This is a genomic window from Microbacterium sp. NPDC058342 (genome assembly GCF_042723935.1).
In the GTDB taxonomy this organism is placed as follows: Bacteria; Actinomycetota; Actinomycetes; order Actinomycetales; family Microbacteriaceae; genus Microbacterium.
On the sequence record NZ_JBHXID010000001.1, the window covers coordinates 819,850 to 842,844 of the forward strand.

Sequence of the window (22,995 nt, forward strand, 5' to 3'; positions counted from 1 at the left end):
GCCCTCCTCGCCGCATCAGCGCTTCGACACGATCTCCTTGCCGAGCGGCATGAGCGAGATCGACACCATCTTGAAGTCGGCGATGCCCATCGGAATGCCGATGATGGTGATGCACAGGGCGATGCCGGACAGGATGTGGCCGATCGCCAGCCACCACCCGGCGAGCACCACCCACAGGATGTTGCCCAGCAGCGATCCGAGTCCGGACGTCGGCCTGTCGATCACCTCGCGTCCGAACGGCCACAGGGCGTAGTTCGCCAGCCGGAACGACGCGATCGCCCACGGGATCGTGACGATCGGGATGCACAGGATGACTCCCGCCACGACATAGCCGAGGAAGAGGGCCCAGCCGGCCAGGATGACCCAGATGATGTTGAGGATCGTGCGCATGCGCCGATCATCGCACGACGGCCCGCGAGAAGCCCGTGTCGGATGCCGCGCCTAGACTCGTAAGGCCATGACCGACGCTCCCCTCATCGTCCCCGCATCCTCCGGCCCGCGCTCCCCGGGCGGCGCCCGCTCCGACGGCGCGCCGTCCTCCGACGGCTCCGATGCGCTGCTTGCGGGGCTGAACCCGCAGCAGCTCGAGGCCGTCACGCACCGGGGCAGCGCACTGCTGATCGTCGCGGGCGCCGGCTCGGGCAAGACCAGCGTGCTCACCCGCCGCATCGCCCTGCTCCTGCGCCGGCGCGAAGCCTGGCCCAGCCAGATCCTCGCGATCACCTTCACCAACAAAGCCGCGGGCGAGATGCGCGAACGCGTCGCGGGGCTCGTCGGCGAGACCGCACGCGGCATGTGGATCTCCACCTTCCACTCCGCGTGCGTGCGCATCCTGCGCCGCGAGGCCGAGCAGTTCGGCTTCACGAGATCGTTCACCATCTACGACTCGGGTGACTCGCGGGCCCTTCTCAAGCGGCTCGTCAAGGAGCACGAGGCCGACGCCTACGGGCTGACGCCCGGGGCGGTGCAGTCGCGCATCTCCAAGCTCAAGAACGAGCTGCTCGACGCCGAGGGGCATGCCCGTCAGGCGAACATGAGCGACCCGGCCGAGCGCAAGTTCGCCGACATCTTCGGCGACTACCAGCGGGCGCTGCAGAAGGCCAACGCCTTTGACTTCGACGATCTCATCGCGCAGACGGTCTTCCTGTTCCGCGCCTTCCCGAAGGTGGCGAACACCTACCGGCGGCGCTTCCGTCACATCCTCGTCGACGAGTACCAGGACACCAACCACGCCCAGTACGCGCTCATCCACGAGCTCACCAGGCCCGTCTCCGGCGAAGCGCCCGAACCGTATGCCTCGAACGGCATGATGATCTTCGAGCCCGACCCGGTGGCATCCTCCGCCGACACGGCGGGCGCCTCGCTCACCGTCGTCGGCGACTCCGATCAGTCCATCTACGCGTTCCGCGGCGCTGACATCCGCAACATCACGGAGTTCGAGCGCGACTTCCCCGGGGCGAAGGTCGTGCTGCTCGAGCAGAACTACCGCTCCACTCAGAACATCCTCTCGGCCGCGAACGCGGTGATCGGAAACAACTTCGACCGTAAGGCGAAGAACCTGTGGAGCGACAAGGGCGCAGGCGAGAGGATCGTCGGGTTCACCGGCTACTCGCAGCACGACGAGGCCCAGTTCGTCGCGGACGAGATCGAGCAGCTGCGCCGCGCCGGGTTCCCGTACTCCGAGATGGCGGTGTTCTATCGCACGAACTCGCAGTCCCGCGCGCTGGAGGAGATCTTCATCCGCTCGGCGGTGCCGTACAAGATCATGGGCGGAACCAAGTTCTACGAGCGCGCCGAGATCAAGGACGCGCTCGCCTACCTGGTCGCCGTGGCCAACCCGGCCGACGACATGGCGGTGCGCCGCATTCTGAACAAGCCGCGCCGTGGCATCGGCGACGTCACCGAGACCTCGATCGGGCGGTTCGCCGACGAGCACGGCATGAGCTTCCGGGATGCGCTGCGGCACCCGCGTGAACTCGGCGTCGGACCGAAGATCCAGGCCGCCATCGGTGAGCTCGACAGCGTTCTCGACGAGGCCACCGCGATCCTGCTGCCGGCCTCCGGAGAGCTGCCGCCGGCCACTTCCGTCGCCGAGGGGCTCACCCTGCTGCTGAACCGCAGCGGCTACTTCGAATCGCTGCGGGCCAGCCGCGACCCGCAGGACGAGGCCCGGCTCGAGAACCTCGACGAGTTCGTCGCGGTCGCCCGCGACTTCGCACGGAACAACCCGGACGGCACGATCGTCGACTTCCTCACCGAGGTCGCTCTCGTCTCGGACGCCGACGACCTCGACGACGAATCGGGCGTGGTCTCGCTGATGACGATGCACACGGCGAAGGGGCTCGAGTACGACGCCGTGTTCGTCACGGGTGTCGAGGAAGACCTCATCCCGCACCGCATCTCGGCGGGTGAGCCGGGCGGCCCGCAAGAGGAGCGTCGGCTGTTCTACGTGGGCATCACCCGAGCGCGCAAGCGCCTTCACCTCTCACTGGCGATGACCCGTGCCCAGTTCGGCGAGGTGTCGGTCGCGATGCCGAGCCGCTTCCTGCAGGAGATCCCCGGCGACCTCATCGACTGGCGCCAGTCACCCGGAGACGTCAACTCGCGCGGCGGCATGCAGTCACGGGCGCTCAACGCGCGCCGGGGCGGCGGCGACCGCTTCGGAGGTGACCGCTTCGGGGTGAAGGCCCTTCCCAAGCGTGAGTCGCTGACGCCGCTCTCCACCGCCATGGACCGCTTCCCGAACAAGGTCACGGGCAAGGTGCGCGACAACGGCGATCTCGAGCTCGCCGCCGGCGATCGCATCCGTCACGACGACTTCGGCGAGGGCCGTGTGGAGGCCGTGACGGGCGAGGGCGCCAAACGCATCGCGCATGTGCGCTTCGACTCGGCGGGGCAGAAGAAGCTGCTCATCAAGATCGCCCCCATCGTCAAGCTGTAGCCCGGGTTCCGCCCGACGCCGCGAAGGTTAGGCTGGCAGATATGGCCCTCTTCTCCCGCCGCAAGAAGTCCGTCGACCAGCCCGACGTCGAGCCCCAGGCATCCGTCGACACCCCTGTCGAGCACGCCGGGACCCCCGAGGCACCGGCCGAGTCCGTGCCCGCCGTCGGCATCTCCGTGCAGGCCTTCCGCGGTGTGGGCGCCGAGGCGGGTCCGGAGATGGCGCTGCCTTCCGAGGAGGAGGGCGCCGCGACGGATGCCCCGGTAGCGGCACGACCGCGCTCGGGTGCATCGACCGACCTCCCGGCCGAGCCGGCCGCGCAGCCGGTGCCGCGCCTTCCGCTGGCACCCGCGGCGCCACCCGAGCAGACCCACACCGTCGACGGCCTGGTCGACAACGTGCTGCTGCGCGTGGCGCTCGCGGAGCTCGAGGAGGGCGCCGGCAACGATCAGCTGCTCGGGGTCATGCGGCAGTCGCTGCAGGGGCATCTCTACCTGCGAGTGCACGGCGACGCCCGGGAGCAGATCAGCGAGGGCAAGCCGCTGTCCGTCGGCGTCATCCGCGACGGCGACCGCTCGTTCATGCTCGCATACAGCTCCGGCGCGGCGCTCCAGGCCTCGGTGCAGGGAGCGGAAGACGCCGCGGCGACCTCCGCCATCGCCCAGCCCGCGACCTCGGTGTACCAGCAGGTCATCACGGGCGGCTTCACCGGCATCATCCTCGACAGCTCGTCGGCGCCCCACCGGGCGGTCTTCCCGGTCGAACTGCTGCAGAAGGCGCTCGACCAGGCGGATGCCGAGATGGCCGTCAAGACGCTGCTCGCCGCTCCGCGCGACGAGCAGACGCCCGTGCGGGTCGCCGAGGCGCTCGCCAAGAAGCGCAGCTGGGTGGCGATCAACGACGGCAGCGGCGGCCAGCCGGTGGGCATCGCCGAGGCGCGGACCACCGACGGTCGCCGGTTCCTGCAGATCTTCTCCCACCCGCTCGAGGTCGTCGCGCTGGGGCGCAAGGACCAGCCCATGCCCTTCGAACCGGAGCAGCTTGCGAAGGTGCTCAGCGATCACGATGAGATCGCCGGCGTCCTCGTGGACATCGCCGGACCCTCGATCGCCATCGAGCGCGAGGATCTCAGTGCGGTGCTCGTGCTCGCGGTCGACCTCGGCGACGACTGACCCCGCGGTCGATGAGCACCCGACTCATCCCGTAAAGTAGGTGAGGCTAACCTAAACGCATCGCCAGAGGAGCCTCGCATGCAGATCGACGAGTCGGTCGTCTCCGCCGTAACGGGACACATGAACGGCGACCACGCCGACGACAACCTGCTCATCGCGCGCGCCTTCGGCTTTCCCGCAGCGACCGGCGCGACGATGTCCGGGCTGGACGCCCATCGCGGTGTGTGGCGGGTGACGGACGCCGCGGGCGAGCACGAGGTGACGGTGCCGTGGCCCGGGGGAGAGGTGACGGAGCGTCCGCAGCTCCGGCGTGAGATCGTCATGATCTACCGCGAGGCCTGCCGACGCCTGGGAGTGAGTGCACGCGAGGAGCACGCGCCTGCGGCAGACGCCGCGCCCCACGGGGCGTCCCCGCACGGTGCCTCCCCGCACGGTGCTTCCCCGCACGGGGAGGGGAGCCCGCTGAGCGAGGGCGGCGCCGGGTTCGCCCGCCGCCTGCGCGAGGCGACCTGGGGCGACCACGGCGACAGTGAAGGCGCCACGTTCATGACCGACGTCATGCGGGGCAGGGGGAGCGTCGCCGACTACACAGCCCTCGTCGTGCAGCATTACGTCATGTACCAGGCGCTCGAAGAGGTCTCGCAGCGCCTGATCGAACACCCCGTGCTCGCAGCGCTGCATCCGGCATCCCTTCTTCGGGTGGCCGCGCTCGAGCGCGACCTGCAGCATCTCCAGGGAGACGGCTGGCGCGAGGGCATCGCGGCGGTCCCGGCGACCGCCGAGTACGCCCGGCGCATTCGCGAGGTGGCGGACGAAGGCTGGCTCGCGGGGATCGTCGCGCACCACTACACGCGCTACCTCGGTGATCTGTCCGGTGGGCAGGTGATCGCTCGCCGTGTGACGACCCAGTTCGGCTTCGACGACGCGGGGGCTGCGTTCTACGACTTCGCCGGACTCGGCGATCTCGACGCCTTCAAGAACCGCTACCGCGAGGTGCTCGACGAGTACGGCGACACGCTGTCCGAAGCGGAGCGGCAGCGGATGCTGGACGAGGTGCGCGCCGCCTATCGACACAACACAGCGGTGTTCATCGACCTCGACCGCGCGCGTCTCGCAGTCTGACGCGGGAATCACGGTTTGCGGAAACTGATTAGGCAAGGCTAACCTTAATTCGATCCGCGGCATGCGGGTCACCCACCCGCACGCAGAGGAGAGCCGTCCGCCGTGTCCACCATCCCGAGAACGACCCGAACACCGCGAGCGCTGCTCGCCTTCGCCACGGCCGCCCTGCTCGCCGTCGGCGGGCTCATGGCCCCGGCCGCAGCCACCGCAGCTCCGGCCCCCGCCGACGGCACCGTCGCCGGCGCCACGCTCGACTGGGGCGTGAAGAGCTCCTTCCGCAGCTACGTGAACAGCCCGATCGCGCACGGCAGCATCCAGAACCTCGGCGGCGTCACCGGCGCCTTCCGCTGGTCCAACGGCTCCGGCACCGCGAAGACCGACGGCAGCGATGCCGCCATCTCGTTCGCCGCGGGAGACGGCGCGCACTTCACCGGCCACGCCATGAACGGCGTGTACGCCCTCGATCTCGCGTTCACGCAGCCCCAGGTGATCTTCACCTCACCCAGCTCCGCCCGGCTCCTGCTGGACGTGCGCGGGCGAGAGTTCGCGAGCATGACCGAGGCCGGCGAGGTCTTCACGCTCGACGACGTCGACTTCGCCACGGTCGCGCTCCCGACCCCCAGCGTCTCGGGTGCGACCAGCACCTGGAGCAACGCGCAGGTGACGCTCACCGAAGCGGGCGCGAAGGCGTTCGGAGGCTTCTACTCCGCGGGCACCGTGCTCGACCCGCTGACTCTGACCGCGAACATCGTGGCACCGGCAGCGGCCACCAGCACCACGCTCGCCGCCGACCCGCTCACGGCGGCGCCCGGCGATGAGGTCACGCTCACCGCAACGGTCGAGCCGAGCTCCGCAGCCGGTTCCGTCACCTTTCTCGACGGCGCGACCACCCTCGGCACCCAGTCCGTCTCGGGTGGCGTCGCAACGCTGAAGACCTCGGCACTGGCATCCGGCTCGCACGCGCTGACCGCCTCGTTCGCGCCGCAGGATGCCGCCGCCCACCTGGCCTCGACCTCGACAGCGGTGACGGTCACCGTATCCGGCGGCACCACCGAGCCCGAGCCCGGCACCGAGTGGAAGCCGGCCGTCGAGGTGTTCCTCGCCGACGGCACCACCCCGGCGGCCGGAACGCCCGTCTACGACGGCGACACCCTCGTGGTCAAGGGGTCGGGCTTCGACCCCGAGGCCAACGTCGGGGGACGAGGGATTCCGATCCCCGCGAACCTCCCGCAGGGCGACTACGTGGTCTTCGGAAGCTTCGGCGCGGACTGGCGCCCCTCCGCGGGCGCACCCAGCAGCGCCCGTCAGGTCGGCGCGCAGCTGTGGGCCCTGACCGCCGAGACCCTCGAGCAGATCCCCGCTCCGTTCCGCGAGACGGTCCGCGATCAGTGGACCGAGCTGCACGAGGACGGCACCTTCACCGCGACGCTCACCGTCGCCGCGCCCAAGTCGGAGGTCGAGGGAGGCGCCTTCGGCATCTACACCTACGCCGCGGGCGGCATGAAGAACGCTGAGCAGGAGACGGCCAGCCGCATCGACTACCGCGGAGCACGTCCGACTCAGCCGGTCGAGGACCCCGCCCTCGAGGTGCGCACCGGATCCGGCTCGACGGTTCGCCCCGGCGACACGGTGTCGTTCGTCGTGACCGGCCTCGAAGCGGGTCAGAAGGTGCGCTTCGAGGTGCACTCCGACCCGGTCGACGCGGGCGCGGCGACCGCCGACGCTCAGGGCGTCGCGCGTGTCGACTGGACCGTTCCGGCAGGCTTCTCGGCGGGGGCGCACCAGGTGCGCGCCTTCCGTGTGGACTCGGCAGGCCAGAGCGAGCAGAACGCCTTCCTCGTCGCACCGCTCACCATCACGGCGGCCGCCACGCTGCCCACGCCGAAGCCGGCGGCCCCGGCCGCACCGGCCGAGCCCGTCTGCGTCGCGCGCGGTGTCAGCAGCGGCTCGATGACCTGGGGTCTGAAGGAGAGCTTCCGCACGTATGTGGAAGGGCCGATCGCCAAGGGCGACTTCACCGGCGGATCGTTCACCGTCCGCAGCGGTGCGCTCAACGTCGACGCGGGCGACCGCGGGCAGATCTCGTTCTCGGGCTCCATCACCGCCACCGGGCACGGCGGACTGCTGAACTTCCGGCTCAGCAACCCGCGCATCGTGCTCAACGGAGACGGCACGGGCACCCTCTACGCACACGTCGCCTCGACCGACACCACGGGCAAGAAGACCACCGATGGCACCGTGCGCTTCGCGACGCTCGCGTTCAGCGGCAAGAGCTCCGGCTCGACGCTCGCGGTCTCGGGCGCCTCTGCGCGCCTGACCGCGGCGGGTGCCGAGGCGTTCGCCGGGTTCTACGACGCGGGCACCGCGCTCGACTCGGTCTCGTTCCGCGTCACGCTGGGCGGAACGACCGCCTGTGACTCGGTGACGGACCCGGCCGGGGGCAGTGCCGCGTCACTGGCCACCACCGGATCGGATTCGCCGGTCTTCGGCATCGCGGCGAGCGTGCTCCTGCTTCTCGCGGGCACCGCTCTGACCGTCGTGCGCCGGCGCCGCGCAGCCTGACCGCAGCCGAATCGGATGCCGGGGTCCCACCCCGACGCGGAGGGACCCCGGTGCCCGGACAGGAAGGACAACCGTGAAGAACCGCCATCCGTCCTCCGCTCTGCTGCTGCTGAGCGCGGTCGCCCTGACGCTGCCCCTCGGCGTCGTGACCGCTCCCGCCGCCACCGCGACGGTGACGCAGGGGTGCGCCGTGGAATCCGGAAGTCTCACCTGGGGTGTGAAGGAGAGCTTCCGCTCCTACATCTCGGGCAGCATCGCGAAGGGGTCCTGGGAGGCGACTGACGGGGCCGCCTACGCGACGCCGTCGTTCACCTTCACCGGTGCGTCGGGCGAGCTCGACCCCGCAACCGGGGCAGGCACCATCTCCTTCCCCGGCGCGATCCACTTCACCGGCCACGGCGGCGTGCTGGACATGACGCTGGCCGCTCCGCAGATCGAGATCGCGCCCGACGGCACGGCGCTGCTGCACCTCGACGTGCGCAGCACCGACACCTCGGGCGCGCCCTCGGTCGACGAGAAGCAGGCCGAGGTCGGCGAGCTGCAAGCTCCCATCGCCGTGGACACGACGGCGGGGACCGCCGTGGTCGAGGCCGCGCCTGTCGTGCTGACGGATGCCGGTGCGCCTGCCTTCGGCGGCTTCTACGAAGCGGGGGAGGCTCTCGACCCGGTCACCATGGATGTGCAGCTGGCGTGCGAGAGCGCGGAGCAGGCGCCGGTCGAGCCATCGGCGTCCGAAGCGACCGGCGGCGCGTCCGCCGAGACTCCGGCGGCCACCGAGCCGCCGGTGTGGGTGCCGATCACGATCGGCGCCGGCGTCGTCGTCGCGCTCGCCGCGGCGACCGGAGGGTTCCTGCTCGCACGCAGGCGACGGCGGGGGTGAGCCGCGTCGGCGTTCAGCGCACGGGAACGATGATCCCCTGCCCGGTCACCGGGTGGGGGATCACCTCGACCCGGGTGCGGTAGACGTCCGAGACGAGCTCTGCGGTGAGCACCTCGTCGGCGGTGCCGACCGCGGCGAGGCGGCCGTGCTGAAGCAGCGCGACGCGATCCGCATAGGCCGCCGCGAGATTCAGGTCGTGCAGCACCACCAGCACGGCGACCCCTTGGAGCGCCAGCTCGCGGGCGCGGGAGAGCAGCGCCTCCTGGTGCCCGATGTCCAGCGCTGCCGTCGGCTCGTCGAGCAGGATGGCACCGGTGCGCCCGGCGATCACGCGGGCGAAGGCCGTGCGCGCGCGTTCTCCGCCGGAGAGCGACGGGACGCGCCGCTCGGCCAGGTGCGCCACATCGGCGACGTCGAGTGCCCATGCGACCGCCTCCGCGTCCTCGACGGCGCGGTCGGTGCGGCGCCAGGGCGCCCGGCCCATCTCCACGACCTCCTGCACGGTGAAGGGGAAGGCTGTGCGGTTGTCCTGCAGTAGCACGCCGCGCCGCCGCGACAGCTCGCCGAGGCGCCAGTCGGCGAGCGGCCTGCCGGCGAACCGCACCTCTCCGGCGTCGGCGGCGATGTCGCCGGCGAGGACACCGAGCAGCGTCGACTTGCCCGCGCCGTTCGGGCCCAGCACGGCGAGCACCTCCCCGGCGTGCAGCTCGAGGTCCACGCCGTCCAGCAGCGCGCGCCCCGCGCGTCGCACGGTGACATCGTGCAGGGTGCAGACCGCGGCGCCGGCGTCTGGAACGCTCATGCCCAGCCTCCCGACGTGCGCCGGGTGCGTCGCAGCATCCAGAAGAAGAACGGCCCGCCCACCAGCGAGGTGAGGATGCCCAGGGGCATGTCCGCCATCGGCACGAGTGTGCGTGCGCCAAGGTCGGCGAGCGTGAGAAGCAGTGCGCCCCCGAGCGCGCTCGCGGTGACTAGCGGCAGGTGCGCGGGACCGAGGATCATCCGCATCAGATGCGGGATGACCAGACCGACGAAGGCGATGATTCCCGCGAACGCGACAGCGGCTCCCACCAGCAGCGCGACCACGACGATCGTGAACAGCCGGAGCCGCTCGACGTGCACGCCGAGATGGCGTGCGCTGCGCTCGCCGAGTGCGAGCAGGTCGAGCCGGTGCGAGACGGCCCAGGCGGCGAACATGCCGCCGGCGAGCAGCACGGCGCAGATCAGCGCCTGCGACCAGCGGCTTCCGGCGAGGCTCCCCAGCTGCCAGAAGACGATCTGCTCGCGCGACTGCGTGTCGCCGAGAAAGGTGAGCAGGGCGATCGCGGCACCGGCGACGGCGTTGACGGCGATCCCGGTGAGCACCAGGGTGACGACTTCCGTGCGGCCCTCCGCTCTGCTCAGCGCGTAGACGGCGAGGCTGACGAGGAGCCCTGCCGCGAAGGCGAACGCCGGAACGGTCCACTCGCCGAAGGCGTTGATGCCGAAGACGATGCAGGTGCCCGCGCCCACGGCCGCTCCGGAGGAGACGCCGACCACACCTGGTTCGGCGAGCGGGTTGCCGAAGACCGCCTGCATGAGCAGGCCGGCGACAGCCAGGGACGCACCGACGATCGCCGCCATGGCGGCGCGCGGGAACCGGATCGTCCACAGGCCGCGCTGCACGGTGTCCAGCTCCGGCGTGGGTAGCCCACGGATGCCGAACGGCTCGAGGAGCGTTCCCAGCACCTGCAGGGGAGGCACGTTCAGCTGTCCGACGCCGGTCGTGACGATCAGCGCCACGATCAGCGCGACACCGAGTGCGAGGGTCAGGATCGCGGGCCGTCGGCGGCCGCGTGCCGGGGCGTGCGGCGCGCGCGAGGCGCGCGGGGGGACGGTGGGCAGAGCAGAGGACACCTCACCATCTTAGGCTAGGCTTACTTAAGTCCTTCTCCGCTCGAAAGGCGCGCATGCGCGGCATCCGTTCCCTCCTCACCGTCGTCGGCGGCACCCTTCTCGCCTTGTCCCTCGTCGCCTGCCAGGGCGCGAACGCGCAGGAGTCGCCGACGGCATCCGCCACGAAGGCGGCCGTCGAGCTGCCCCCGCTCTCCGAGCTCACGCCCGTCGCGGATCCCCGCGCCGTGTCGGGGCCCTCCAGCATCCTCATCGGCGGACCGAGCCTGATGCCGCTCGAGGCGGCGGCGCCGGAACTGCCCGTCACGGTCACCTCCGACGACGGGCACGGCGCCCGCGACGTCGAGGTCACCGACACGTCTCGGATCATCGCCCTGTCACTGAGCGGCACCACGGCCGAGCTGGTCGACGCCCTCGGCTTCGGCGACCGGCTCGTCGGGCGAGACGTCGCCACCGATCTCCCCGACGCCGGCGATCTTCCCGTCGTCACCAAGAAGGGGCACACGATCGACGCGGAGGCCGTGCTGGGCCTGGAGCCCACGCTCATCCTGACGGACGGATCCATCGGCCCCACCGACGTGGTCCTCCAGCTCGGCGACGCCGGAGTGCCCGTCGTCACGGTGCCCCGCGCCGTCGACGTGGAATCCACCGCGGTGGCGATCCGGCAGATCGCCACCGCGCTCGGCGTCGGGGGCTCCGCCGATGAGCTGATCCAGGCGCTGGATGCCGCGATCGATCGCAAGAGCGCCGAGATCTCGCGCCTGATCCCGGCCGACGAGGCCAAGCGCCCGCGCGTCGCGTTCCTCTACGTGCGCGGCACGGCGGGCATCTACTACCTGTTCGGCGAGGGCAGCGGCGCCGACTCCCTGATCAGTTCCGTCGGGGCGATCGACGTCGCCACCGAGATCGGCTGGGTGGGGGAACGGCCGATGACGCCGGAGGCGCTCATGCGCATCGATCCCGACGTGATCCTGGTGATGACCAAGGGGCTCGAGAGCGCGGGCGGCATCGACGGCCTGCTCGAGGCGCAGCCGAGCATCGCGCTCACCAGGGCGGGTGAGCAGCGCCGGATCATCGACGCCGCCGACACGGAGATCTTCGCCGGCGGCACGCGCATCCCGGACATCATGGACGGTCTCGCGCGTGCGCTCTACGCGCCCGACTCGCTGCCGGCCTCGCGGTTCTGACGCAACGCTCTTCTGCGGCTCGGCACTGTCGCCGAGGGGCGTGACCGCCTAGGGTCGGTCGCATGGCCTCTGCGCGCGTGACCCTGACCGTGACCGATTCCGACGGTGAGCAGACCGTCGCGCTGTCGAGCCCGAACAAGGTCATCTGGCCGGTCGAGGGCGCGGACGGCATCACCAAGGCGGAGTACGCCGACTACGTGCAGCAGGTGTCGGCGCCGTTCCTCGCCGCGAACGGCCATCGCCCGGTGTCGCTGGAGAGGTTCCGCGACGGCATCGCGGGCGAGCAGTTCTTCTCGAAGAACCCGCCCAAGGGCACGCCGGACTTCGTGGATGCCGTGGAGGTCACGTACAACAGCGGCCGCAGCCATCCGCAGATCGTGCTCAACCGCGCGAGTGCGATCGTCTGGGCGGTGCAGATGAACACCGTCGTCTTCCACCCGTGGGCCTCGCTCGCGGCCGATACGGACAACCCCGTCGAGCTGCGCATCGACCTCGACCCGCAGCCGGGCACCGGTATCGCCGAGGCCGTCGTCGCCGCGCACGAGTTGCGAGCCGTGCTGCGCGAGGCGGGGCTGGAGGTGTTCATCAAGACCAGCGGCAACCGCGGACTTCACGTGTTCTGCCCGATCGTCCCCGAGTGGGAGTTCCTCACCGTGCGGCACGCGGTCATCGCCGCCGGCCGCGAACTCGAGCGTCGGATGCCCGACCGGGTGACCATGAACTGGTGGAAGGAGGAGCGCGGGGAGCGGATCTTCGTCGACTTCAACCAGGCGAACCGCGACCGCACCATGGCAGGCGCGTACAGCCCGCGCGCGATCCCCGGGGCTCCGGTGTCGACGCCGATCCACTGGGACGAGCTCGACGACGTCGACCCGAAGCGGTTCACCGTGCGCAGCATCCCCGCCCGTCTCGCCGAGATCGGCGACCCGTGGGCAGAGCTGCAGCGCGCACCGGGGCGCATCGACACGCTGCTCGAGTGGTGGGAACGAGACGTCGACAACGGACTCGGCGAACTGTCCTTCCCGCCCGAGTTCCCGAAGATGCCGGGCGAGCCGCCTCGCGTGCAGCCCAGCAAGAAGGTGGCGGCGAACTGGGACGAGAACGGGAACCCGATCGAGGACTGACCGCTCTCAGTCCAGCACGTCAGCCAGGTCGTAACCGGCGACCGTCTCCAGTTGCGCGTAGGTGCAGGAGCGGGCATCCCGATCCGGCCGCCAGCGATCGAACTGCACGGTGTGCCGGAACCGCATCCCCTCGAGCTGGTCGTAGCGCACCTCGAGCACGCGCTCGGGACGCAGCCGCACGAACGAGACGTCCTTCGCGCCGGAGAAGCGCGAGCGCTCGCCCTCGCCCGTCACGGCCGCACCGGACTCGTCGCGCTCCACGAGCGGTGCCAGCTCGTCGACGAGACGGCGCCGCATGGCATCCGTCCACGCCGCCACGCCGCCGACCTGACGCAGCACCCCGCCGTCGTCGTACAGTCCGACCAGCAGCGATCCGACGCCGGAACCGCTCTTGTGCACGCGGTAGCCGAGGGCGACGACGTCCGCCGTACGGGCGTGCTTGATCTTGATCAGTGCGCGCTTGTCCGGCGCGTACGCATCATCCAGCGGTTTGGCGACGACACCGTCCAGCCCCGCGCCCTCGAACTCGGCGAGCCAGCGTCGTGCGAGGTCGGGATCGTCGGTCGTGCGGGTCAGGTGCAGCGGATGCCGTGCTCCGCTCAGCATGCGCTCCAGGCGCGCGCGGCGTTCGCGGAACGGATGCCGCTGCAGATCCTCATCGCCGTCGGCGAGCAGGTCGAACGCGATGAACATCGCCGGGGTCTCGGCGGCGAGCTTCGCCACCCGTGAGGCAGCGGGGTGGATGCGCTGGCTGAGCGCCTCCCAGTCCAGCCGCTGCGCGCCCGCGGGCCCCGTCGAGACGACGATCTCGCCGTCCAGCAGGCAGGGCCCGGGGAGGATCGCGGGCAGCTGCTCGACCAGCTCGGGGAAGTAGCGGGTCAGCGGCTTCGCGCCCCGCGACCCGATCTCGACCGTCTCGCCGTCCCACGCGACGAGCCCGCGGAATCCGTCCCACTTCGGTTCGTACAGCATCGGCTTGTTCGCATCGTCCGGAACGGACGCCGCCGCCTTCGCGAGCATCGGCGCAGGGATGGAGTACACAGTCCCATTACCTCCCGCCCGCCCCGTCTGCGCAACCCTCTCCCATCGCCCGACGCCGTGGGGCCGGGACGGGGTTCGGGGTGAGAGAATCGAGGGTGATGAAAGAAGTACAGGGGCCGACCCCCGCTGGAACCTCCCGCCCCTACCGATCCCTCGCCGAAGCGCTCCGCGCGCACCGCATCCCCGTCGAGAACCACGAGTTCATCGGCGCGATCGTCGACGCCGTCGGCATCATCAGCTTCATCGACCGCGGCCGCTACATCGAGGCACTGCGCCGCGACGGCGCCGCACTGCACATCGGCCGCACCTACACGAACGGATTCGCCGAGGACGAGCAGATCGTCGTCGGCGGCCGGGCCCTCCCGCTCCTGCCCAGTGAAGGACGCGCGCCCTACTTCTACGTGAACCACCCCAGCACGCTGCCGTCGGCGCCCCAGGCCGGCCGGCGCGCCCCCGGGACCCGTGCGACGCCGCGCCCGAAGGCCGAGACGCGCCCTCCGAAGGCGACGCCGCGGGAGGAGCGCGACTACGGCGTGTGCGACGTGTGCTTCATGGTGAGGACACCCTCCGGCGGCTGTGGCTGCGACTGACCTCGCGCGTCGCCCGGACCGCTCCGCGGGGTCAGGACCGCGCCGGCGGGGTCAGGCCCGCGCCGGCGGGGTCAGGACAGCTGCGCCTGCATGCGCCGGGAGATCTCCGCGGCCGGCATCGAGCGCGGGAACACCGCGACGACCAGGTCGTCGGGCGCGGCATCCGCACCGTCCGGCAGCACGCCGTACCGGCGCAGGACGTCGTCCAGCGCGGTGCGCAGCGTCGACACGGGTACGCGCGCGCCGCGCAGCAGCTGGCGCAGCACGTGATTGTGCACGGCGGTCACCAGGGCGGAGAACCCGACCGCGTCGATCGGAGCGAGACCGGGCAGCGCACCGCGAAGGTACTCGTCGAACAGCCGTTCGTAGCGGAAGACCGTCACGATCTCGCGATCTCGCAGCACCGGCACCTGACGCACGATCTCATAGCGACGGCGGGCGAGCTCGGGGTCGCGTGCGAAGTGGGAGAAGACGCGTTCGGATGCCTCGCACACGGCGGACCACGGATCGTCGTGCGGCTCGTCCAGGAAAGCCCGGAGCTCTTCGATGAGCGCCTCGTGGTCGATGAAGACGACATCCTCCTTCCCGCCGAACTGACGGAAGAAGGTCGAGCGCGAGACTCCCGCCGCCTTGGCGATCTGCTCCACGGAGGTGGCCTCGAAGCCTTGGCGGGCGAACAGCTCGAGTGCTGCCGCGACGACGCCGGTGCGGAGCTGAGTCGGTTGCTGCATAGGGTGAAGCCTAGCCGCGGCGGTTCGGGCGGTGTCTCCGACGGTAGTAGGATTTCAGATCGGGTCGACTCTGCTCGACACCCGACAGAACTGTCGCGTCCCACCCGCCGCAACCAGCGAAGGACTGCACGTGGATCTTTACGAGTACCAGGCACGAGACCTTTTCGAATCCTACGGAGTGCCGGTTCTCGCCGGCATCGTCGCCGACACCCCCGAGGAGGTGAAGGCAGCGGCCGAGAAGCTCGGCGGCGTGGTCGTCGTGAAGGCGCAGGTCAAGACCGGCGGCCGCGGCAAGGCCGGCGGTGTCAAGGTCGCGAAGACCCCCGATGAGGCGTACGAGGCGGCGAAGGCGATCCTCGGACTCGACATCAAGGGCCACGTCGTCAAGCGCGTGATGGTCGCGGCGGGCGCCCGCATCGCCGAGGAGTTCTACTTCTCGGTGCTGCTCGACCGCGCCAACCGCTCGTACCTGAGCCTGTGCTCGGTCGAGGGCGGCATGGAGATCGAGCAGCTCGCGGTCGAGAAGCCCGAGGCGCTCGCCCGCGTCGAGGTGAACCCGCTCACCGGCATCGACAAGGCCAAGGCCGTCGAGATCGCCCGGCAGGCGAACTTTCCCGAGGACCTGATCGAGAAGGTCTCGGACGTGTTCGTCAAGCTCTACGAGGTCTACAAGGGCGAGGACGCCACCCTCGTCGAGGTCAACCCGCTGGTGCGCACCGAGGACGGCGAGATCATCGCCCTCGACGGCAAGGTCACGCTCGACGAGAACGCCTCCGAGATCCGTCACCCCGAGCACGAGGCGCTCGCCGACAAGGACGCAGCCGACCCGCTCGAGGCGAAGGCCAAGGAGTCCGGGCTCAACTACGTCAAGCTCGACGGCCAGGTGGGCATCATCGGCAATGGGGCGGGACTGGTCATGTCGACCCTCGATGTCGTCGCCTACGCGGGTGAGAACCACGGCGGGGTGAAGCCGGCCAACTTCCTCGACATCGGCGGCGGCGCCAACGCGCAGGTCATGGCCTCCGGGCTCGACGTCATCCTCGGCGACGAGCAGGTCAAGAGCGTGTTCGTCAACGTCTTCGGCGGCATCACATCCTGCGTGGCCGTCGCGGAGGGCATCGTCAAGGCGCTCGAGATCCTCGGATCTGCCGCCACCAAGCCGCTGGTCGTCCGCCTGGACGGCAACCAGGTCGAGGAGGGGCGCGCGATCCTCGCCGCGGCGAACCACCCGCTCGTCACACTGGCAGCCACCATGGACGAGGGCGCCGACAAGGCCGCCGAGCTGGCCAACGCCTGACCGGGTCGAGACAGAAGGAATCACAGACATGTCGATCTTCATCAACAAGGACTCCAAGGTCATCGTCCAGGGCATCACCGGCGGTGAGGGCACCAAGCACACCGCGCTGATGCTCAAGGCCGGCACGAACGTCGTGGGCGGCGTCAACGCACGCAAGGCCGGCACGACGGTCTCGCACACCGACAAGGACGGCAACGCCGTCGAGCTTCCCGTCTTCGGCTCCGTGGCCGAGGCCATGGAGAAGACCGGTGCCGACGTCTCGATCGCGTTCGTTCCCGGCGCCTTCACCAAGGACGCCATGGTCGAGGCCATCGACGCCGAGATCCCGCTGCTCGTCGTGATCACCGAGGGCGTGCCGGTCGGCGACAGCGCCGAGGCGTGGGCCTACGCCACCGAGAAGGGCAACAAGACCCGCATCATCGGGCCGAACTGCCCCGGCGTCATCACTCCCGGCGAGGCGCTGGTCGGCATCACCCCGGCCAACATCACCGGCAAGGGGCCGATCGGTCTCGTGTCGAAGTCGGGCACCCTGACCTACCAGATGATGTTCGAGCTGCGCAATCTGGGCTTCTCGACCGCCATCGGCATCGGCGGAGACCCGGTCATCGGCACGACGCACATCGACGCGCTCGCCGCGTTCGAGGCCGACCCCGAGACCAAGGCCATCGTCATGATCGGTGAGATCGGCGGCGACGCCGAGGAGCGCGCGGCCGACTACATCAAGGCGAACGTGACCAAGCCGGTCGTCGGCTACGTGGCCGGCTTCACCGCGCCCGAGGGCAAGACCATGGGCCACGCCGGCGCCATCGTCTCGGGATCGGCCGGAACCGCGCAGGCGAAGAAGGAGGCTCTCGAGGCCGCCGGCGTCAAGGTCGGCAAGACGCCGTCCGAGACCGCCGACCTGATGCGCGCCATCGTGGAAGCACTCTGAGCTAAGCTGTCAGACGAAGGCCCCGGGCTCCACCCCGGGGCCTTCGTCATGTCCGGACCGGGCGGCACGTCTGCGTGGTGGGCGGCGCGGCTCTGCGGTGGCAGGATGGGATGATGCGCCCGTCGAGACTCCCGCACCTGCTGCGCGGCTTCTCATCGGCCACGGTCGCCACCTTCATCGCGTTGCTGTCGCACGTCGCCGCCGGCGGTGCGATGCCGGGCTGGATCGGTATCGCCGTCCCGCTGGTGCTGTCGATCACGGTCAGCGTGCTGCTCGCCGGGCGGCGGCTGTCGCTTCTTCGTCTCGCGCTCGCGGTGATGACGAGTCAGCTCCTGTTCCATCTGCTCTTCGTCCTCGGGGCGATCACCCCCGTCGGCGTGCTCGGCCACGTGCACGGTCCGCCCGCCGTGCTGCCCGCGGGAGACCCTCTCGGAGCGGTGTTCCCGGATGCGGGGATGTGGATCGGGCATGTGCTCGCCGCCGCGCTCACCACTGCGCTGCTGCATCGCGGCGAGCTGCTGCTGTCCGAACTGCTCCGGCTGTCCGGGCGGATCGTCGCCTGGGCGAGGACCCTTCTTCTCCGGCCGGCGACCTTCCGCCTCGCCCCCGTCCCGAGGCGGACGTTCGCGGTCGCGTCCGACCGAGTGCGCGTGGACCCCGGCGTCCGCGCGCTGCGTCCGATCGTCCGACGGGGCCCGCCGCTCACCTCGAGTCTCTGAGGCGCCGTCTCCGCGCAGGGCCCGGCGCTGCCCGTGCACGACGGGCCATCGCACGCGCCATAGAGGCGGTCGTGCGCCGCCGCGCGCCCGCGCGGTGATTCTCGCGAACTCGAAAGGCAGTACTTCTCATGACCATCAGCAACCGCCGCGGCGCTCTCGCCGCATCCATCGCCGCACTGCTCCTGCTGACCGGCTGCGCGCCGGCCGTCGACGCCCCGGCCTCCACGCCGGCCCGGAGCGCGGGCGAATCCACCACGATCACGGACGCCTGGGTGAAGGCGGCGCCCGACGGGATGACCGCCGCATTCGGCGTCCTCGGCAACCCGACCGGCGAAGACGTCACCGTGGTCTCGGCGCGCACCGACTCGGCGAAGACGATGGAGCTGCACGAAACCGTCGCGAACGATGCCGGGGCCATGGTCATGCGCGAGATCGACGGCGGTTTCGCGATTCCGGCCGACGGTGACCTCGCCCTCGAGCCCGGGGGGAACCATCTCATGATGATGGGCCTCACCGCGCCGCTGCGGGCCGGGGAGGAGGTCTCCTTCACCCTCACCTTCTCGGATGACTCCACGATGTCCTTCACCGCCCCGGTCAAGGACTACTCGGGCGCGAACGAGGAGTACTCGGGGCAGGACATGGACATGGACGGAGACGAGTGATGGTCGTGGACCGCACGGGGTCGGAGACACTCGCATCGCGTCGCGGGGCCACCCGGCGTCAGCTGCTGCTGGGCGGGGTCGCGGCGGGTGCCGGCGCGGCGGCGGCGCTCGGCGGTGAGCGCCTGATCGCGCACGCGGGTGCCGCTCCCACCGCGCCGCCCCCGCCGCTGCGGGGCGACGGCGTGGTGCCGTTCTACGGCGCCCATCAGGCGGGGGTCGAGACGGATGCCCAGGCGCACGCCTCGCTCATCGGCCTCGATCTGCATCCGGACGTCGATCGCGACGCGCTGCGCCGCCTCATGCGACTGCTCACGGACGACGCCGCGCGTCTCACCGCGGGCGTGCCGGCCCTCGCGGACTCGGAACCCGAGCTCGCGACGCGTCCGGCCCACCTCACCGTGACCTTCGGATTCGGCCCCGGGCTGGTCGCGCGCGCCGGCGGTGAGGCACCCGGGTGGCTCGCACCGCTGCCGTCGTTCTCGATCGACAGGCTGCGGCCGCAGTACACCGGCGGCGATCTGATGATCCAGGTGGGCGCCGACGATCCGCTGACCGTGGCGCACGCCGTGCGGATGCTGCTGAAGGACACCCGCAGCTTCGCCGCCGTCCGCTGGACGCAGCAGGGCTTCCGCTACGCGCACGGCACGGTCGCACCGGGAACCACGATGCGGAACCTGTTCGGACAGGTGGACGGGACGGCGAATCCACGGCCGGGCACGAGCCGGTTCGAGCGTGTCGTGTGGTGCGACGAGGGCTGGCTCGCCGGAGGCACCGGCATGGTCGTGCGCCGCATCGAGATGAAGGTGGACACCTGGGACGAGCTGGATCGGGACGGTCGGGAGTTCGCGATCGGGCGGCGGCTCGGCGACGGGGCGCCGCTGACCGGCGGCCGCGAGCACGATGAGCCGGACTTCGACGCGAAGGGTCCGCTCGGATTCCCCGTGATCGACGACATCGCGCACATCCGGCGGGCGCGGGGCGACGATCCGGGGACGCAGATCTTCCGCAGGGCGTACAACTACGACCTGCCGCCCGCAGGCGGTGGAGAGGTGTCGGATTCCGGCCTGATCTTCATCTCGTTCCAGGCGGACATCGGGCGGCAGTACGTTCCGATACAGGAGCGCCTGGCGAAGGCCGATCTCCTGAACGTCTGGACGACGCCGGTCGGAAGCGCGGTGTTCGCGATCCCGCCGGGATGTCACGAAGGCGGCTACGTCGGGGAGACCCTCCTGGAAGGCTGATCCGTGGCACGCGAGAGGGGCCGGATGCGGGCATCCGGCCCCTCTCGTCACCGACTCAGAGACTGGCGCCGAAGAGCAGCTCGATCGGCCCGCGGGCGAAGAAGATGAGGAAGCCGATGCCGACCGCCCACAGCAGCGGGCTGATGCGCTTGGACTGCCCCGAGAGCGCGTGGATGATCACCCAGCTGACGAAGCCCGCGCCGATGCCGTTGGCGATCGAGTAGGTCAGCGGCATGACGGTGACGGTCAGGAACACCGGCAGGAGCACGCGGAAGTCCGCGAAGTCGATGAATCGGATCTGCGCCATCATCATCGCGCCGACGATGATCAGGGCCGCGGCGGCGATCTCGGTCGGGACGATCGAGGTCAGTGGCGTCAGGAACATCGCGAGGAGGAACACGCCGCCGGTGATGAGGTTGGCGAAACCGGTGCGCGCGCCCTCGCCGATGCCGGCGCCCGACTCGATGAACACCGTGCTCGATGACGAGGAGGTCGCTCCACCCGCGACAGCGCCGACGCCCTCGACGATCAGCGCCGACTTGATGCGCGGGAAGTCGCCCTTCTCGTCGGCGAGGTCAGCCTCCTTGGCGAGACCCGTCATGGTGCCCATGGCGTCGAAGAAGTTCGTGAAGAGCAGGGTGAAGACGATCATCACCACGGCGACAGCGCCGACCCTGCCGAAGTCGAACGCGAAGTCGACCTGACCGAGCAGGCTCAGATCGGGCAGGCTCACGGGGGAGCCGTTCAGCGCGGGCACGGTCAGGCCCCAGCCGCCGGGGTTGACGACGTTGCCCTCGGCGTCGAGCGTGCGCGGTCCGATCTTCCAGATGGCCTCGACGACCACGGCGAGCACGGTGCCGAAGACGAGGCCGATGAGCATCCCGCCCTTGACCCGCAGAGCGACCAGGATCCCCGTCACGATCAGGGTGATCACGAACAGCAGGGTGGGCACCGTCGCGACCGAGCCGTTCACGCCCAGACCCACCGGTGGCGAGGAGGAGCCCGTCGCCGTCACGAAGCCGGAGTTGACGAAGCCGATGAAGGCGATGAACAGGCCGATGCCGACCGTGATCGCGATCTTGAGCTGGAACGGCACCGCGTCGAAGATCGCCTTGCGCAGGCCGGTGGCCGCGAGCAGCACGATCAGCACGCCGTTGATCATCACGAGCGCCATCGCCTCGGGCCAGGTCACCTGGCCGACGACGCTGAAGGCGACGAAGGCGTTGATGCCCAGGCCTGCGGCGAAGCCGAAGGGCAGTCGGCTGACCAGACCGAACAGGATCGTCATCACGCCGGCGGTGAGCGCCGTAGCCGCGCCGACAGCGCCGAAATCGAGCGAGTCGCCGGCGACGTCCGGCTTGCCGGAGAGGATGATCGGGTTGAGGATCACGATGTACGCCATCGTCACGAAGGTGACGAGTCCGCCGCGGATCTCGGCGCCGAAACTCGATCCTCGCTTCGTGATCTCGAAGTAGCGGTCGAGCGCGTTGCGCGGTTCGGCTTCCGGGCGGGCAGGGGCAGTTGTCATCGGGGGACCTCCGGAGAGAATCTATCGTGTCGCCCGCGTTTCTCGCGTGCCCGGCGGGGCACCGTCGGCCCGGCGACGTAGGCTCGGATCGTCATGCAACGTGTCATCGTCGTGCTCCTCGCCGCCCTCGACGCCGCCATCGCGGCAGCGGTGGGTCTGGCGACCGTGCTGGCGCCCCTCACCCTGCTGTGGGTGCTCGCGTTCGGCGTGGGCGCGGACTGGGGTGCGCTGTGGCCGACCAGCGGCGCCCTCTGGCAGTTCGGGCACGGGGTCCCGCTGCAGGTCGTGCTGCCGGATGACGTGCTCTCCGGCCTCGGCATCGCGCAGGAGGCGGCGGCCTTCGCGATCTCGGTGCCGCCGCTGGCGCTGCTGCTGTTCACCCTGATCTTCGCGCTGCGCTCCGGGCGCCGCGCAGCCGTCGCCGGCGCGTGGATCTCCGGAGCGGCCTCCGGCGCCGTGGCGTTCGCCCTGATCAGCGCTCTGGTGGGACTGACCGCGCGATCGGACGTCCTGATCGCGCCGCAGTGGGCGGCGATCCTCATCCCCGCCTCGGTCTACGTCGCCGGGCTGCTGATCGGCGCCGTGCGGCATGCCTGGTCGGAGGGCGACGGCGGCGTCGTCGACCGCGTCCACGATCTCGTCGACGGCTGGGAGGACTGGGCGCCGCTGCCGGCGGAGGTGCTGCGGGGCGCGACGGTCGTGATCGTCGCGCTCGCCGGCGCCGCGGCCCTCGGAGTGACTGTGATGACGCTGCTGCGCGGCGGCGAGGTCGTCGCGCTGTTCGAGGCGGCGCGCGTCGACGCGCTGGGAGCGGCCATGCTCACCCTCGCGCACCTGCTGTACCTGCCCACGCTGATCATCTGGTCGGCCAGCTGGCTCGCCGGCCCTGGATTCGCCGTGGGGGCGGGCACCGCGGTGTCGCCGGCGGGCACGCAGCTCGGTGTGATCCCCGGGATCCCCGTGCTCGGCCTCGTTCCCGAGAACTCGTCGATGTGGATGCTCGTGTCGGTGCTCGTGCCCATCGCCTGCGGTGCCCTGGCCGGATGGATGGTCCGCTCCCGGCTGGTCTGGGAGGGCACGGGGAACGGCCTCGGCGTGCGCGCGGGGATCGCCGGGGGCATCGCCATCGTCTCCGCGGGCGTCACAGCGCTCGCCGGCCTGCTCGCATCCGGCTCGATCGGCCCGGGACGCCTCGCCGAGACCGGCCCCGCGATCGGGCCGTTCGCGCTGGCCGTCGGCGTCGAGGTGCTCATCGGCTGCGCGATCCTGCTGCTCGCTCCGCGGCATCGCGACGAGCTCGCCGAGGAGCGCACCGACCGGTGGCGCGAGGCGATGCAGGGCGACGAAACGGCTGTCACCGCCCCGGTAGACTGA

General features: G+C 70.6%; 20 protein-coding genes. 14 read left to right on the forward strand and 6 right to left on the reverse strand.

Annotation, left to right across the window (positions count from 1 at the left end):
- Positions 1 to 15: 15 nt before the first annotated feature.
- The gene (locus ACFWHT_RS03660; protein ID WP_378825566.1) at positions 16 to 390 is read right to left on the reverse strand and encodes a YccF domain-containing protein; all 375 of its coding nucleotides are present in this window, start codon (positions 388 to 390) and stop codon (positions 16 to 18) included.
- A 67-nt stretch (positions 391 to 457) separates the two neighbouring features.
- On the opposite strand from ACFWHT_RS03660, the gene ACFWHT_RS03665 reads away from it, so the two are divergent.
- The 5 genes from ACFWHT_RS03665 (at position 458) to ACFWHT_RS03685 (ending at position 8,677) form a co-directional block, all read left to right on the forward strand.
- The gene (locus ACFWHT_RS03665; RefSeq protein WP_378825568.1) at positions 458 to 2,941 is read left to right on the forward strand and encodes an ATP-dependent helicase; all 2,484 of its coding nucleotides are present in this window, start codon (positions 458 to 460) and stop codon (positions 2,939 to 2,941) included.
- 41 nt (positions 2,942 to 2,982) lie between these two features.
- Complete coding sequence (locus ACFWHT_RS03670; RefSeq protein WP_378825569.1) at positions 2,983 to 4,113, forward strand: SseB family protein; 1,131 nt, start codon at positions 2,983 to 2,985, stop codon at positions 4,111 to 4,113.
- Positions 4,114 to 4,191: 78 nt separating this feature from the next.
- Positions 4,192 to 5,235, forward strand: coding sequence for a biliverdin-producing heme oxygenase (locus ACFWHT_RS03675; RefSeq protein ID WP_378825571.1), 1,044 nt, complete (start codon positions 4,192 to 4,194; stop codon positions 5,233 to 5,235).
- A 102-nt stretch (positions 5,236 to 5,337) separates the two neighbouring features.
- Positions 5,338 to 7,797, forward strand: a complete 2,460-nt coding sequence (locus ACFWHT_RS03680) for an HtaA domain-containing protein (RefSeq protein ID WP_378825573.1) — start codon at positions 5,338 to 5,340, stop codon at positions 7,795 to 7,797.
- Between the two features lie 73 nt (positions 7,798 to 7,870).
- On the forward strand, positions 7,871 to 8,677 hold the full coding sequence (locus ACFWHT_RS03685; protein WP_378825575.1) for an HtaA domain-containing protein: 807 nt from the start codon (positions 7,871 to 7,873) through the stop codon (positions 8,675 to 8,677).
- Between the two features lie 13 nt (positions 8,678 to 8,690).
- On the opposite strand, the gene ACFWHT_RS03690 is transcribed toward ACFWHT_RS03685, so the two are convergent.
- Positions 8,691 to 9,479 (reverse strand): heme ABC transporter ATP-binding protein, encoded by a 789-nt coding sequence (locus ACFWHT_RS03690; protein WP_378825576.1) that lies wholly within the window; start codon positions 9,477 to 9,479, stop codon positions 8,691 to 8,693.
- Positions 9,476 to 10,573: a FecCD family ABC transporter permease gene (locus ACFWHT_RS03695; protein ID WP_378825578.1), complete on the reverse strand. Its 1,098-nt coding sequence runs from the start codon at positions 10,571 to 10,573 to the stop codon at positions 9,476 to 9,478. The genes ACFWHT_RS03690 and ACFWHT_RS03695 overlap by 4 nt, the downstream gene beginning before the upstream one ends.
- Before the next feature lie 53 nt (positions 10,574 to 10,626).
- On the opposite strand from ACFWHT_RS03695, the gene ACFWHT_RS03700 reads away from it, so the two are divergent.
- Positions 10,627 to 11,757, forward strand: coding sequence for a hemin ABC transporter substrate-binding protein (locus tag ACFWHT_RS03700; RefSeq protein ID WP_378825580.1), 1,131 nt, complete (start codon positions 10,627 to 10,629; stop codon positions 11,755 to 11,757).
- Positions 11,758 to 11,819: 62 nt separating this feature from the next.
- Positions 11,820 to 12,881, forward strand: coding sequence for a non-homologous end-joining DNA ligase (gene ligD, locus ACFWHT_RS03705; RefSeq protein ID WP_378825582.1), 1,062 nt, complete (start codon positions 11,820 to 11,822; stop codon positions 12,879 to 12,881).
- A 6-nt stretch (positions 12,882 to 12,887) separates the two neighbouring features.
- On the opposite strand, the gene ACFWHT_RS03710 is transcribed toward ligD, so the two are convergent.
- Entirely contained in the window at positions 12,888 to 13,901 is a 1,014-nt protein-coding gene (locus tag ACFWHT_RS03710) for an ATP-dependent DNA ligase (RefSeq protein WP_378827879.1), read from the reverse strand.
- A gap of 119 nt (positions 13,902 to 14,020) precedes the next feature.
- Between ACFWHT_RS03710 and ACFWHT_RS03715 the strand changes: the two genes are divergently transcribed.
- Positions 14,021 to 14,512, forward strand: a complete 492-nt coding sequence (locus ACFWHT_RS03715; protein WP_378825584.1) for a hypothetical protein — start codon at positions 14,021 to 14,023, stop codon at positions 14,510 to 14,512.
- 71 nt (positions 14,513 to 14,583) lie between these two features.
- On the opposite strand, the gene ACFWHT_RS03720 is transcribed toward ACFWHT_RS03715, so the two are convergent.
- Positions 14,584 to 15,243: a TetR/AcrR family transcriptional regulator gene (locus ACFWHT_RS03720; protein WP_378825586.1), complete on the reverse strand. Its 660-nt coding sequence runs from the start codon at positions 15,241 to 15,243 to the stop codon at positions 14,584 to 14,586.
- 130 nt (positions 15,244 to 15,373) lie between these two features.
- Between ACFWHT_RS03720 and sucC the strand changes: the two genes are divergently transcribed.
- From sucC to ACFWHT_RS03745, 5 genes are all read left to right on the forward strand, one after another.
- Positions 15,374 to 16,540, forward strand: coding sequence for an ADP-forming succinate--CoA ligase subunit beta (gene sucC, locus ACFWHT_RS03725; protein ID WP_378825587.1), 1,167 nt, complete (start codon positions 15,374 to 15,376; stop codon positions 16,538 to 16,540).
- A gap of 28 nt (positions 16,541 to 16,568) precedes the next feature.
- Positions 16,569 to 17,471, forward strand: a complete 903-nt coding sequence (sucD, locus tag ACFWHT_RS03730) for a succinate--CoA ligase subunit alpha (RefSeq protein WP_378825589.1) — start codon at positions 16,569 to 16,571, stop codon at positions 17,469 to 17,471.
- A gap of 113 nt (positions 17,472 to 17,584) precedes the next feature.
- Complete coding sequence (locus ACFWHT_RS03735; RefSeq protein WP_378825590.1) at positions 17,585 to 18,190, forward strand: hypothetical protein; 606 nt, start codon at positions 17,585 to 17,587, stop codon at positions 18,188 to 18,190.
- 128 nt (positions 18,191 to 18,318) lie between these two features.
- Positions 18,319 to 18,852, forward strand: a complete 534-nt coding sequence (locus ACFWHT_RS03740) for a copper chaperone PCu(A)C (RefSeq protein WP_378825592.1) — start codon at positions 18,319 to 18,321, stop codon at positions 18,850 to 18,852.
- Positions 18,852 to 20,093, forward strand: coding sequence for a Dyp-type peroxidase (locus ACFWHT_RS03745; protein ID WP_378825594.1), 1,242 nt, complete (start codon positions 18,852 to 18,854; stop codon positions 20,091 to 20,093). Before ACFWHT_RS03740 ends, ACFWHT_RS03745 begins: the two co-directional genes overlap by 1 nt.
- Positions 20,094 to 20,148: 55 nt before the next feature.
- Here ACFWHT_RS03745 and ACFWHT_RS03750 read toward each other — a convergent pair whose 3' ends face one another.
- Positions 20,149 to 21,621, reverse strand: a complete 1,473-nt coding sequence (locus tag ACFWHT_RS03750) for an NCS2 family permease (RefSeq protein ID WP_378825596.1) — start codon at positions 21,619 to 21,621, stop codon at positions 20,149 to 20,151.
- 93 nt (positions 21,622 to 21,714) lie between these two features.
- Between ACFWHT_RS03750 and ACFWHT_RS03755 the strand changes: the two genes are divergently transcribed.
- Positions 21,715 to 22,995, forward strand: a complete 1,281-nt coding sequence (locus tag ACFWHT_RS03755; protein WP_378825597.1) for a DUF6350 family protein — start codon at positions 21,715 to 21,717, stop codon at positions 22,993 to 22,995.